Here is a 14,404-nt window from a genome sequence, read left to right as displayed (position 1 = left end):
AAGAAAAAGTCTCAAAAGAGGCTTTTTTTTTGTTCAATTAAAGAGAAAAAAACAATTTTAGAAATACAAACATTATGAGTTTCATAAACAGCATTATCAAAATTTTTGTAGGCGATAAATCCGAGAAAGACGTGAAGTCTTTGCAACCCTACTTAAATAAAATTAAAACTTTTGAAAGCAACTTAATCAGTTTATCAAATGATGAATTAAGAGCACGCACTATATTCTTCAAAGAAAAAATTACAGAATCCCGCGCTGCTATTGATGCTAAAATTGCTACTCTTAAAACAGAAGTTGAGGGTATCGAAGATATCGACAAAAGAGAAGACATTTACACTGAAATTGATAACTTAGAAAAAGAAGCTTATGCTGTTTCTGAGAAAACCTTAATGGAAATTCTTCCAGAAGCTTTTGCCGTTGTAAAAGAAACTGCAAGACGTTTTAAAGAAAACGAAGAAATAACCGTTACTGCTACGGCTAGAGACCGTGAATTTTCAGGCTCAAAAAGCTACGTACGTATTGAAGGAGATAAAGCCATTTGGTTAAACAAATGGAATGCTGCCGGTAAAGACATTACCTGGGATATGATTCACTACGACGTACAGTTAATTGGTGGTATGGTATTGCACCAAGGTAAGGTTTCCGAAATGCAAACAGGGGAAGGAAAAACTTTAGTAGCGACTCTTCCTTTATACTTAAATGCTTTAACTGGAAACGGAGTACACTTAGTAACCGTGAACGACTACTTAGCAAAACGTGATAGCGCATGGAAAGCACCTTTATTCGAATTCCACGGAATGACTGTTGACTGTATCGACAATCACCAACCGAATTCAGAAGGCAGAAAGAAAGCCTATGATGCTGATATTACTTATGGAACCAACAACGAATTTGGTTTTGACTACCTAAGAGACAACATGGCACATTCGCCATCAGACTTGGTACAAAGAAAACACAACTTTGCGATTGTCGATGAGGTGGATTCGGTATTAATTGATGATGCCAGAACCCCATTAATTATTTCTGGACCAGTTCCTCAGGGAGACCGTCACGAATTCCTAGAATTGAAACCAAAAATCGAAACATTAGTTGGTTTACAACGTCAATTAGCAACAGGATTCTTAACTGAGGCTAAAAAATTAATCAAAGAAGGAAACACTAAAGATGGTGGTTTCATGCTTTTAAGAGCCTACAGAAGTTTACCTAAAAACAAAGCTTTAATTAAGTTTTTAAGTGAAGAAGGAATCAAACAATTGCTTCAAAAAACAGAAAACCAATACATGCAAGACAACAACCGCGAAATGCCAAAGGTTGACGAAGCATTGTATTTTGTAATCGAAGAAAAAAACAATCAAGTAGAATTGACCGATAACGGAATCAAATTCCTTTCTGGAGATACCGATGCTGATTTCTTCGTTTTACCAGATATCGGAACGGAGATTGCCAACATCGAGAAACAAAAATTAGAAAAAGATGCGGAAGCGGAAGCAAAAGAAAGATTGTTTCAAGATTTCAGCGTAAAAAGCGAGCGTATCCACACCTTAACGCAACTTTTAAAAGCCTATACCCTATTCGAAAAAGACGTAGAATATGTAATCATGGACAACAAAATTTTGATTGTCGATGAGCAAACAGGTCGTATCATGGATGGACGTCGTTATTCTGACGGATTACACCAAGCGATTGAAGCAAAAGAAAACGTAAAAATCGAAGCAGCTACCCAAACTTTTGCAACGGTAACTTTGCAAAACTACTTCAGAATGTACAACAAACTTGCCGGTATGACTGGTACTGCTGTAACGGAAGCTGGTGAGCTTTGGGAAATCTACAAATTAGACGTGGTGGAAATCCCAACAAACCGTCCAATTGCAAGACATGACAAAGAAGATTTCATCTACAAAACAACTCGCGAAAAATTCAACGCTGTAATCGAAGATGTAACCGAATTATCTAAAGCAGGTCGTCCGGTATTGATTGGTACAACATCAGTTGAAATCTCTGAATTATTAAGCCGTATGCTTAAGATGAGAGGTATCACTCACAACGTATTGAATGCCAAAATGCACAAGCAGGAAGCACAAATCGTTGAGGAAGCAGGAAAAGCCGGAGTAGTAACTATTGCTACTAACATGGCTGGTCGTGGTACCGATATTAAATTATCACCGGAAGTAAAAGCAGCTGGAGGTTTAGCCATTGTAGGTACGGAGCGTCATGATTCGCGTCGTGTTGACCGTCAGTTACGTGGTCGTGCAGGTCGTCAAGGAGATCCGGGAAGTTCTCAGTTTTATGTTTCTCTTGAGGATAACTTGATGCGTTTATTTGGTTCTGAAAGAGTAGCCAAAGTAATGGACCGTATGGGATTAGAAGAAGGCGAAGTAATTCAGCATTCTATGATGACTAAGTCTATTGAGCGTGCGCAGAAAAAAGTAGAAGAAAACAACTTTGGTGTTCGTAAACGTTTATTAGAATACGATGACGTAATGAACGCACAACGTGAAGTAGTGTACAAACGTCGTCGTCATGCCTTATTTGGTGAGCGTTTAAAACTGGATATCGCAAACATGTTGTATGACACCTGCGAATTATTCGTTCAAAATACAAAAGCAGCAAGTGATTTCAAAACATTTGAATTTGATTTAATTCGTTATTTCTCTATCACTTCACCAGTGACTGAGGCTGAATTTGCTAAACTAAACGAAATAGAATTAACTGGTAAAGTATACAAAGAGGCTTTAAAATACTACAACGAAAAATGCGAACGTAGTGCCAGAGAAGCATTCCCAATTGTAAAAAACATTTTCGAAGATCCTAACAATCAATTTGAGCGTATCGTGGTACCATTTACTGATGGTGTAAAAACCTTGAGCGTTGTAACCGATTTAAAGAAAGCTTACGAAACTGAAGGAAGACAATTAGTAGCTGATTTTGAGAAAAACATCACTTTGGCCATCGTTGACGAAGCTTGGAAAAAACACTTACGCAAAATGGACGAATTGAAACAATCAGTTCAATTAGCCGTTCACGAGCAAAAAGATCCTTTGCTTATCTATAAGTTTGAAGCGTTCAACCTATTCAACAACATGTTGAATGGAATTAACAAAGAAGTGATTTCGTTCTTATTCAAAGGCGATTTACCACAACAATCAGCTCCAAACATTGAAGAAGCTAGAGAGATCGAACGTCCAAAAGAAAAATTACAATTATCTAAAGACGAAATCCCTAACAGCGAAAACATGAACCGTGAAGCTGGCGAAACACAACAACGTCAGGTAACCGAAACTATCGTAAGAGAGATGCCAAAAATCAATCGTAACGATACGGTAACGGTACTTCAAATTGCTACTGGTAAAACAGAATCTATGAAATACAAAAAAGCCGAAGCTTTATTAGCCACTGGCGAATGGGTTATTGTTAACGAATAGTTTTCAGAAAGCAGTTAGCAGTCGGCAGTTAGCAGACGTATAAATAAATGAGTCCCCGATTACGAAAGTAGTTGGGGATTTTTTTTATTCTGAACTTGTTTCAGAATCCCTGAACTTGTTGCTGAATCTCTTATCATTTTTTTGGAGCAGTTCTATTGTGCTTTCAATACACTTCCCTCCCGCTTTCGCCTTTATCTCTTCGCTTTACTCAGAGGATATCGGCTCTATCGGGGCTATTTGAGAACTTATATTTTTATTAAGATATTTTGTATATATTTGAAAAAGAAAAAATTATGTATCGATAATTAACAAAACCTTGATTCATCATATCTAAACAACATATAAATATTCTAATTTTACCTTTTTTCACTAATAAGCAATGATTAAACAAAATTTAGCTAGGAATTAAAATTCTTTAAATGAAGAAAAAACTAATTAAATTAATTGACAAAATAATAAAACACCTTGAATCAATTCGATTGAAGTACAGTAATGATAATGAAGAAAATTTAGCTTATACTTCCTTATCTCCAATTGACAATGGTGATGAGAATGGACATTATTCAAGAGCTTTATTATGGGCATTAAAAAATAGAAAGGAAAAAGATATTAAGAATATTGCTTTAACAGGTTCATACGGGGCTGGAAAAAGTAGTATCTTAAAAACATTTCAGAAAAATTATAAAGGAAATGATTTAAAATTTCTGAATATTTCCTTAGCAACCTTTAAAGAGGAAAAACCTGAGTTTGACGAAAACGGTAAAGAAATTAAAGTTGACAAAACCGAACTATTAAGACTTATTGAAACAAGTATATTAGAACAGATTTTTTACCATGAAGAAGACAATAAAATTCCTGATTCAAGATTCAAAAAAATAAAAAGCTATAGTGTAAAAAAACTATTCTTCATTTCTTTAGGATACTTATTATTTCTATTAGCAATTTATAATTATTTCTATCCATACTTCATTCAAAGTATTTTTAAAGATATTGCAATCAGCAACAACCTATGCGATATTATCCACTATAGTGGAATCTTTATAATAACTTTAGGTATATTCTTCATAATATTAAAATCAGTAAGGGTTATTAGTGCTATAACAATCAATAAGCTTAAAATACAAAATGCAGAAATCGGTGTCGGTGAAAATTTAAATAAGTCTATTTTAAATCATCACATTGATGAAATTCTTTATTTTTTTTCCATAAGACCTTATAATGTTGTCATAATTGAGGATTTAGACAGATTTCGAGAAACTGAAATCTTTACTAAACTAAGAGAAGTTAACTTACTTCTAAACAATTCAGAAAAAACAAAACGTAAAGAAATAGTTTTTGTTTACGCTGTAAGAGATGATATGTTTACTGATAAAGAGCGAACAAAATTTTTTGATTTTATTATCCCTGTAATTCCGGTAATAAATTCATCTAATTCGAGCGAAATATTACTAAAAAAGAAAAATCAGTTTCAGTATGAATTGAGTGATAATTTAATTGAAGATATATCCTTCTTTATAGATGATATGCGCTTACTTCATAATATTTCTAACGAATTCTATTTGTACAGTAAAAAGTTAAACGAAAATCTAAATCAAGACAAGTTATTCGCCATAATTACTTATAAAAACATATACCCTAATGATTTTATGAAGCTCAGTTGTAACGATGGTGATCTCTATACTATTTTTAGTTCAAAAGCTATTTTTATTAAAAACTCAATTAGTGAAGTAGATACTAAAATAGAGGAATATAAAGATCAAATTAAAGAATATGAGAGTTTATTCATAAGTAATATAAATGATTTAAGATTACTGTATGTAGTTAGAATAATTGAAACTTTACCAGGTTTCAAATCATTTGTCATAAATAACAATATATTATCAATAGATGAGATTGTGGAAACAGCAAATTTTGAATATTTAAAAACAAATAATTTCAAATATGAACAAATTAGGTTCAATGAATACTTTGGAAGAACTGATACTCGAAATCTTACTCCCAACTCAAAATTTAGTACTATTGAAAATCTCATCGATCAAGATAAATCTTATTCAGAGAAGGAAAAACAGCTTACGGAAATTAAAAATGGCAAGATTAATTCCTTAAAAAATAAAATTCAAGAGTTAGAAAAGCAAAAACAAAAAACTAGAATCACTAAAATAGCCGATTTACTGAGAACTGGTCAATTACCTGAAATAGAATTAAGCGACAACTACAACAAAAATTTTTTAACCATTCTATTAAGAAATGGCTATATAGCGGAAGATTACATCGACTATATATCGCTATTCCATGAAGAAAGCATAACACGGTCTGATTATCAATTTCATATTAGTGTCAAGAACTCGATAAAACAACCGTTTGATTACAAATTATCTAAAATTGAAAAATTACTTTTAAAAATTAATCCGCTTGATTTTCAGACAGAGTATGTATTGAATTATGACATTTTAGATTACTTACTTTATCATCCTAATACATATGTCTCTCAATTAGAATCAATTTTTAACAAACTGAAAGATGAATCAATAATCTCCATTGAGTTCATAAAAGGATATTTTGAAACATCACAAAAATTAGATGAATTTATAAAAATACTCTGCGCCAAATGGAGTAATATATGGGGATTTATAGAATCAAATCCTGATTTCTCGGAAGATTTAAAAAATTCCATTTTCAAAAGTATAATTGAGTATGGAGATATTAAAAACATCTTCGCTATTTCAAAGCAATCTTCTTTTACAAAGCTTATTCTTTCCGATCCATTATTTTTAAATATTACCAAGAAGCATAATAAGCTTAAAAAAGTTATTGAAGAATTAAAAGTAAGTTTTAGCAAAATTGATTTTGAAAATTCTTCTGATGAAATGCTATATTTCATTTACAAGGGTAACTATTATCAATTAAATATTGAAATGGTTGCTTCCTTAATTAAAAAGTTCGGAGAATTTAACCAAGTAGAATTTGATAACTCAAACTACTTTGCAATTAAGACCTCAAAAACAGATCAATTAATTCAATATATTGAAGCAAACATAGATAATTATATTGAAAACGTGTACTTAAAAATATCTACTAATGTAAATGAGAAAGAGGAGTATCTTATCTCTTTACTAAACAATGAAAATATAGACATTGATAACAAAAAATCTGTCATTTCACAAATGGAAACTACGATAACAAAGCTCTCAACCATTGAAGATTCCAGATTGTATCCTATATTACTTGAAAACAATAAATTATTTCCTTCTTGGGAAAATTTACTTTTCGAATATAATAACCAAACTATTGAAGATGCAGAAGAAGAAAAAACTGAATCAGAAATATCAGAATCGAGTATTGGATTCATCAATCTAATTCAAAATGCAGAAGAATTGTCAAAAATTAAAATTCCTAAAGAGGTAAATTCTAAAAATGTTTATGGCAGATTTTGGAAAAAGTTACTTCAAATGGACAAGATCGAAGATCAATCGTACTATTTAATTACTAAATCCAGTCCATGGTGGTATAGCGATTTAAGATTTGAGGAAATATCTGACAACAAAATTAAGTCACTTATTAATAGTAATTGTGTTAATCCTACTATCGAGAGTTTTAATTCATTAAAAGAAAAATCTGATGGATTAAATATTTATCTACTCGAAAAAAGAAAAAATGATTATTTTAAAATCATAGATCAGCTCACATTTGACAGTGATGATTTGAAATTAATCTTGAAATCTTCTTTACTTAACAATTCTGATAAATTAAAAATATTGAATACTTGTTCTGAAGAAACAATTTTCACTAATAGCAATATAAAACTGATAAGTACAATTCTTGTAACGGATAATATCTTTGCTGTTAGTGATAATGTTTTAAATTACATTCTTGTAAACAATCAAATTCCTATTAAAGAGCGAATAAGATTATTTGTTAAAAATTCAAGCAAATATAACCTATCTTTCATTGAATCATTCCTGACAAATTTAGGAGGAAACTATGCCAGGATCACAGATACAAGCTCAAAAGCTAGAATTCCCCAAGACAAAGATAATTTGGAACTATTAAATGTTTTAGCTAATAAAAGATATATTTCTTCTTTTTCTGAAATAGATTCTGATTTTAGGGTAAATCACAAACGAAAATAACCAATCCCCAATCGAGCGGATATAAACACAAACATTAGCGCGGATTTGCAATCCGTGCCCACAATAACAAGAAAAAATTAAAAATACTGGATGAGATTCCTCATTCTTCGGAATGACAAGTTTGGGGATAAAATATACTTTTTTTTCTGTTAAAAAAACGCCCTAAAAAAATATTTATCTGTAGTTTTGCACACGAAAACAAAAAAGCCCTTTTGAAGACCTTATTTAGCATAGTCCTTTCTATTCTTTTGTTACTACCTTCTTTTGGTAGCTTCTTTGTTTATACCTCATTCAAATTGCATCAGGACGAAATTGCCAAAACCATTTGTGTGCAACGTAAATTGGTTGACAATACCTGTAACGGTCGATGCGAACTGCAAAAAAGCTTAAAAAAATACGAGGACAACGAACGAAAAATGCAAAACAATCTGGACAACAAAGTCGATTTGGTTTATGTACTTACACCTTTCGTTGCCGAATATACCTTAATTGAAAACAATTTGGTAGCAAAACCAAATTGCTATACTCTGGAAAAGAAAACCGTTTCGGTAACGCTTCCTTCTTTCCGACCTCCTTCCTATTTGATATAAATTTTAGTACTGCTCTTTCCTTTATGGAAGTTCATTTTCTTGGACTATATCCAAGAAAAACGTGTTATTCTTAATTTATATCATTGAAAATGAAAAATATATTCTTGGCTTTATTTGCTATAAGCCAATTTGCTGTTGCGCAAAACAAAAGCAAAATCGACACTACAAATGTTGAAAAATTAGACGACGTTTTTATTACGGCCAATCGTACAGAAACTAAACGCAGAGAAACTCCTGTTGCCATTAGCAAACTATCCGCTAAAACTATCAACGAAACCAAAGCGGTTGCGGCTTACGAAATCATCAATAAAACGCCTGGCGTTTTAATGGTAAATTTAGGCAACGAACAAAACATGATGGCTATTCGCCAGCCCATGACTACCAATGCCTATTATTTGTATTTAGAAGACGGTTTGCCAATTCGTCCTTTGGGAATCTTTAATCACAATGCCTTATTAGAAATCAACCAATTCAATTTGGAAAGCATTGAAGTCGTAAAAGGGCCTGTTTCTTCTTTATACGGACCAGAAGCGGTAGGCGGAACTGTCAATTTGATTTCGCAAAAACCTTCTTTTTATCCTACGTTTAAATTTGGCCTTCAAGCCGACCAATGGGGCTATAAAAGAATTCAGACTGCCGCTGGAGCTACTCTGGGTAAAATTGGGTTTCACATTGCTGGAATTTCAAGTCTTCAGGAGAATTCTTGGATGACCTATTCGGATTACAACAAAGACAATCTAAACATCCTAGTCGATTACAACATCAACGACAAAACCCGTTTGATAAGCAATACCATGATTGGAAAATACTATTCGGACATGAGTGGCGGTGTCAATGAAACCGATTTTTACAACAGAAGCTATAAAAGCACTTCTGATTTTACCTATCGAAAATCGGATGCTTTACGTACGAGATTAACCTTAGAACACGAATGGAATCCCAATGCGAATTCGTATATAACCGTTTACCACCGTGACAATAAATTAGGTCAGAATCCTTCTTATGGAATCCGCTGGAGCGCTACCAAAAACCCAACAACAGCAACAGGCGAAGTGAATTCAAATAACTTTAAAAGTTATGGTGTTATCGGGCAACACACTCAAAAATTCAATTTTTGGAACACAACCATGGTCAGCGGCGTCTTATACGATTATTCACCAGTAACATATTGGTCGTATTTAATCAATCTGAAAGCAACTTTAAATCCAGGAACGCCAGGTCAACAAACGGTAAACAAGTACGAAATTGTAGCGGAACACCCTGAAACCAAACTAGCCAATTATACAGCCAATATCTACAACACGGCCATTTTTAAACAATTTAGCTTTAGCCCAATTGAAGAATTGACCTTTAACGTAGGAGCTCGTTATGATGCGATGAAAATTAATTACGAAAACGCCTTAGACCTTTCGACAGGAAATAAAAACTACAATAAATTCACTTTCAAAGCGGGAATAAATTACAACCCATTCAAAAATGCTGGTTTTTACGGCAACTATTCACAGGGATTTTCGCCTCCTAATATCACTTCTATTTTCAGAGCCAAAACAGGCACTGGAGGCAGTACAGAAGTTCCTGCTGCGTTTTATTACAATTTAAAACCAGCCTCTTTTGAAAATTACGAATTAGGCGGATGGATGAATTTAATAAGCAACAAACTTACTCTTGACTACGCTTTTTATTATATGGATGGCAAAAACGAATTGCTAAGTGTTCGCTTGGAAGACAGCTCCACCGATTATCGCTCTGCAGGGAAAACGAACCATAAAGGAATTGAATTAGGTTTCAATTTCCGTCCAAATACGCAATGGAACATCCGCATGGGCGGAACTGTAGCCAAACACCGTTATATTGATTTCCAACTTTCGGACAACTCTGCTGATGCTTTGCAAAATTTAGGAGGTTATGAAATGCCTCAGGCTCCGAGATGGAGTGGAAATTCCGAAGTGAGTTATTACCCAAATTGGCTGCCAAATTTCAGAACTGCTATCGAATGGCAATCGGTAGGTAGTTATTACCAAAACCAAATCAACACGGCTAAATACAAAGGTTATGATATTTTTAATGCGCGTTTTGGTTACAAATACAACAATATCGAAATCTACGGAAATGTAATGAATCTAGCGGATAAATTGTATGCTTATAATTTATCGAGAGGAAATACAGCCAATGCACAAACTACCTATGTTGCCGCAGCTCCAAGGACTTTTTTAGTCGGAATTCAATACAGCCTTTGCCTAAAAAAATAATTGAACAAGATAAAATAAACCATTAAGAAGTTACTAAATTTTCAAGTTTCAGGCTTAATAATCTTAATTTCTTAATGGTTAAAAACCTCAACAATGAGCAAGAAAAACAACAAAAAGAAAGACTCCAAATTAGTCAAAAAAATAAAACAGCATATGTACCAATGGCATCGCGCTATTGGAATCATCACCATTATACCTGTTATTTTCTGGACTTTGTCAGGTTTGATGCACCCATTTATGGCTCACTTTTTCAAGCCTGAAATTGCTCATGAAAAACTAGAAATTCAAAACGTAAAACCAACAGATTTAGGATTATCCCTTCAGGAAGTGTTAAACCAAAACAACATAAAAGAATTTAGAAACTTCCGAATTGTTACTTTCAATAACACCATGTATTACCAAGTCAAAAATAGCATTGGTGATTTGCATTATTTTAATGCTTCGAATGGAAAAGAACTTGAAAACGGAGACCTTATCTATGCAGAATACTTATCCCGCTATTTTCTGGATGATCAAAAAAATGCCGTAAAAAAGAGCGAACTCATCACCGAATTTGACCGTCAATACAAATATGTGAACCGTTATTTACCGGTTTACAAACTGAGTTTTGACCGTCCAGACGGGATGGAAATCTATGTTGAAACATCCTCCAGTAAGTTGGCTACTTTTAATCCTACTTCCAGACAATTTTTCATCTGGTTCTTTGATACCTTTCACAACTGGTCGTTTATAGATGCGATTAGCAACAATAGTATTCGTATCATTACGATGACTTTCTTGTTGTCCATCATTGGATTTTCAGCCATTAGTGGAATCCTAATTTATGGATTTTTGTGGAAACAATTCAAAAAAGCCGATAGCTTGCAGCCTAAAAAAGGAATTCGAAAATACCACCGTCAAATCGGAATTTGGATTTCCTTATTTACGCTGACTTTTGCTTTTAGCGGAGCTTATCACGCCACAACCAAATGGGATCCGTATACGCTTTCGCAAATGGTATACGAGCCTACTTTTAAAACTTCGGATATTACTCTAGCAAATACAAAACTGAATATCGACTGGAACCGTTTTCAAAATGCGAGTTTAATTGCTTTCAATGATAGTATTTATTACCGTTGCCAATTAGAAGAAAAAACGAAAAGCAAATTCAAAAAACCAAAGTTCGATTCCAATTCGAAATGGAACAAAATGGACGCTCCAAAAACGGAAGTAGTTTATATTAACGCAACAACGAACAAAATTGCTCCAAATTTAGATTTCCAATACGCCGATTTTTTGGCCTATTATTTTACCGATGGCGCTCCAAAAGCCCCTTGTTGCGAAATGATGAATCCTGAAATTCCAGAAGAAGCCGAAACTTCATTGGAAAATGTAAAATTAGTAGAATCGAAACTAATAACTGATTTTGAAAGCAGAGAATATGGGTTTGTAAACAAGCGTTTACCTGTTGTAAAATTAGCGTATGACACTCCTGAAAAAACCACTTATTTCATAGAAACGGCCACTTCACGACTGGCTGCCAAAGTGAAAAGTTCAGATATGCTTGAAGGTTATTCTTTTGCCATATTCCACAAATTCCTTTTTATGGATTGGGCCGGGAAAAATATCCGAGATTTATCGATGGTTCTGGCTGCACTTTGTATTTTAATTGTAAGCGTGTTGGGATTAATCATGTTTATAAAGAAATAGAAATATATTTTTACCGCAAAGTTCGCCGAGTTTTTTTGTAAGTTGTGTTGTGAAAACGCAAAGGACACAAAGCTTTGCTAACTTTGCGTTTTTATTTAAAAAATGAAATCTTTCACTCTCTTTACTGTTAATTAATTTTACCACAGATTACACAAATTTTCACAAATTTTTCTTTGCGAACTTTGCGTAAAACTTTGTGCTCTTTGCGGTTAAGCAAAACTATTGTCTAGGATTCTCCTCGTAATAACGAGCTTCAATTCCTTTAATATTTCGAATCGAATTGCGGGACCAATCCAAACGCTTTTGTAAAATCTCCTCTTCGGTCAATTTCCAATCGATATCCGAACGTCGTAGTCTATTGGTTAAATCCTGAATAATAATAGCTGCCGAGACTGAAATATTCAAACTTTCGGTAAAACCTACCATTGGAATTTTTAAAAAACCATCCGCATTTTGCATCACTTCTTCCGAAAGACCTTCTTTTTCTGTTCCAAAAAAGATTGCGCTTGGTTTGCTGATATCAAATTTTTCCAGCGTACAATCTTGTTCATGCGGTGTTGTAGCGATAATTTGGTAACCTTTCTCTTTTAAAGAAGTGATACAACCCTTTACCGAATCATGACGGATGATATCCACCCATTTTTGGGCTCCCATAGCAATTTGCTTATCAATTCGTTTTCCAAAACGCTGCTCGATTACATTCAATTCCTGGATTCCAAAAACCTCGCAACTGCGCATCACCGCAGAGGTATTATGCAACTGATACACATCTTCAACAGCAACTGTAAAGTGCTTGGTTCGGTTTTCTAAAACTTCCAGAAAGCGTTCTTTACGATGGTCAGTTATTATGGTTTCAAGGTAAGCGAGGTAATCTAAATCAATCATGATGCTCTAAATTTTGGCGCAAAAATACATTTTTTATCTTTTTTCTATTTCAATCAAAAAGAATAGCTTACTTCTATCATCAAAAAACTTTAACTAAATTCGTAGAAAAACAACAAAACATGGATGCGATAGAAATAAAAAAAGTAACAGTTACCGAAATAGAGCAACTACAAAAAATAGGGACACAAACATTTCTAGAAACTTTTGCCGAAATGAATTCTGAAGAAAACATGAAACAATATTTAGAAGATAAATTTTCTATTAATAAGCTTACTTCTGAATTATCAAATCCAAATTCTGAATTTTACTTTGCCATTCTTAACAAGGAACCTCTTGGATATCTAAAAGTAAATTTTGCTAAAGCACAAACTGAACTTAAAGACGAAAATGGTCTGGAAATAGAACGCATCTATGTTTTAAAAGAATTTCACGGTGCTAAAATTGGCCAGTTATTATACAATCAGGCATTACAAATAGCTAAAATTCACAACTTAAATTATCTTTGGTTAGGCGTTTGGGAAGAAAATCACAGAGCCTTAAATTTTTATAAAAAGAATGGTTTTATTGAATTTGACAAACATCTTTTTAAATTAGGCAATGATGAACAAACCGATTTACTGATGAAATTAATCTTAAAATAAAATGAAGAAAAAGTTAGTAATACTTACCGGAGCAGGAATCAGTGCCGAAAGTGGCATTAAAACTTTCAGAGATAGCGATGGGCTCTGGGAAGGACACGATGTAATGGAAGTGGCATCACCAGAAGGATGGCGAAAAAATCCTGAATTGGTTCTGGATTTTTACAATCAGCGAAGACGCCAACTTAATGATGTCAAACCCAATTTAGGACATCGCGAACTAGCGCAACTTCAAATTCATTTTGACGTACATATCATTACTCAAAATGTAGATGATTTGCACGAACGTGCTGGAAGTAAAAAAGTACTGCATTTGCATGGTGAACTTCGAAAAGTGAGAAGCACCAAAAATCCAAAATACATTTTAGACTGGGAGGGCGATCTGAATTTAGGCAATGTAGACAGCTTCAATCATCAGTTACGCCCCCATATTGTTTGGTTTGGTGAGGCTGTTCCTGCTTTTGAAGAAGCCATAGCGATTACGGAAGGGGCAGATTATTTTGCTGTTATTGGAACCTCTTTGCAGGTTTATCCTGCAGCAGGACTGCTAGATTATGTTTCAGCCAAAACCCCTATTTTTTATATAGACCCCAATCCTATTGCAATTCCTAACTTAAGAAATTCGCTAAAAACAATTCCGATGGTAGCCTCGGAAGGTGTTCCGCTTTTAAAAAACCAATTATTAGCGCAATTCCAATAAAAAGAGGAAAAAATACAACTAAATGGCAAAAAACTTCTAACTTCTAACGGCTAACTTCTAACTTCTCATTATATTTGTGCCTTTCAAAAAAATAGCACCAA

At 33.6% G+C, this 14,404-nt stretch carries 8 protein-coding genes; 7 read left to right on the top strand and 1 reads right to left on the bottom strand.

Translation table 11 applies throughout. The features are described from left to right. Window positions 1-74: 74 nt before the first annotated feature. The 5 genes from secA (at window position 75) to ACFPTQ_RS07500 (ending at window position 12,080) form a co-directional block, all read left to right on the top strand. Window positions 75-3,422: a preprotein translocase subunit SecA gene (gene secA, locus ACFPTQ_RS07520; RefSeq protein ID WP_379775838.1), complete on the top strand. Its 3,348-nt coding sequence runs from the start codon at window positions 75-77 to the stop codon at window positions 3,420-3,422. 419 nt (window positions 3,423-3,841) lie between these two features. Continuing rightward, window positions 3,842-7,552: a hypothetical protein gene (locus ACFPTQ_RS07515; RefSeq protein WP_379775835.1), complete on the top strand. Its 3,711-nt coding sequence runs from the start codon at window positions 3,842-3,844 to the stop codon at window positions 7,550-7,552. Between the two features lie 212 nt (window positions 7,553-7,764). Continuing rightward, window positions 7,765-8,142: a hypothetical protein gene (locus ACFPTQ_RS07510; RefSeq protein WP_379775832.1), complete on the top strand. Its 378-nt coding sequence runs from the start codon at window positions 7,765-7,767 to the stop codon at window positions 8,140-8,142. 89 nt (window positions 8,143-8,231) lie between these two features. Then, window positions 8,232-10,391, top strand: a complete 2,160-nt coding sequence (locus ACFPTQ_RS07505; RefSeq protein ID WP_379775830.1) for a TonB-dependent receptor — start codon at window positions 8,232-8,234, stop codon at window positions 10,389-10,391. A gap of 93 nt (window positions 10,392-10,484) precedes the next feature. Then, on the top strand, window positions 10,485-12,080 hold the full coding sequence (locus ACFPTQ_RS07500; RefSeq protein WP_379775827.1) for a PepSY-associated TM helix domain-containing protein: 1,596 nt from the start codon (window positions 10,485-10,487) through the stop codon (window positions 12,078-12,080). Between the two features lie 219 nt (window positions 12,081-12,299). Here ACFPTQ_RS07500 and ACFPTQ_RS07495 read toward each other — a convergent pair whose 3' ends face one another. Next, on the bottom strand, window positions 12,300-12,965 hold the full coding sequence (locus ACFPTQ_RS07495; RefSeq protein ID WP_379775824.1) for a TrmH family RNA methyltransferase: 666 nt from the start codon (window positions 12,963-12,965) through the stop codon (window positions 12,300-12,302). 119 nt (window positions 12,966-13,084) lie between these two features. Here ACFPTQ_RS07495 and ACFPTQ_RS07490 point away from each other — a divergent pair, with 119 nt between their 5' ends. Together ACFPTQ_RS07490 and ACFPTQ_RS07485 are read left to right on the top strand one after the other, a co-directional pair. Then, window positions 13,085-13,606, top strand: coding sequence for a GNAT family N-acetyltransferase (locus tag ACFPTQ_RS07490; protein ID WP_278035339.1), 522 nt, complete (start codon window positions 13,085-13,087; stop codon window positions 13,604-13,606). Window position 13,607: 1 nt separating this feature from the next. Next, window positions 13,608-14,303 (top strand): SIR2 family NAD-dependent protein deacylase, encoded by a 696-nt coding sequence (locus tag ACFPTQ_RS07485; protein WP_379775819.1) that lies wholly within the window; start codon window positions 13,608-13,610, stop codon window positions 14,301-14,303. The last annotated feature ends 101 nt before the right edge of the window (window positions 14,304-14,404 follow it).

It is taken from the genome of Flavobacterium sp. GCM10022190 (assembly GCF_042656445.1).
Taxonomy (GTDB): domain Bacteria; phylum Bacteroidota; class Bacteroidia; order Flavobacteriales; family Flavobacteriaceae; genus Flavobacterium; species Flavobacterium nitratireducens.
The sequence above is the reverse complement of the archived record's forward strand: the minus strand, read 5'-3'. Positions and strand labels throughout refer to the sequence as shown.

What these genes read in the sequence shown, in the direction of transcription:
- ACFPTQ_RS07515 (WP_379775835.1), top strand. Translation starts at nt 3,842, where the DNA reads ATGAAGAAAAAACTAATTAAATTAATTGACAAAATAATAAAACACCTT.
- secA (WP_379775838.1), top strand. Translation starts at nt 75, where the DNA reads ATGAGTTTCATAAACAGCATTATCAAAATTTTTGTAGGCGATAAATCC.
- ACFPTQ_RS07490 (WP_278035339.1), top strand. Translation starts at nt 13,085, where the DNA reads ATGGATGCGATAGAAATAAAAAAAGTAACAGTTACCGAAATAGAGCAA.
- ACFPTQ_RS07505 (WP_379775830.1), top strand. Translation starts at nt 8,232, where the DNA reads ATGAAAAATATATTCTTGGCTTTATTTGCTATAAGCCAATTTGCTGTT.
- ACFPTQ_RS07500 (WP_379775827.1), top strand. Translation starts at nt 10,485, where the DNA reads ATGAGCAAGAAAAACAACAAAAAGAAAGACTCCAAATTAGTCAAAAAA.
- ACFPTQ_RS07485 (WP_379775819.1), top strand. Translation starts at nt 13,608, where the DNA reads ATGAAGAAAAAGTTAGTAATACTTACCGGAGCAGGAATCAGTGCCGAA.
- ACFPTQ_RS07495 (WP_379775824.1), bottom strand. Translation starts at nt 12,965, where the DNA reads ATGATTGATTTAGATTACCTCGCTTACCTTGAAACCATAATAACTGAC.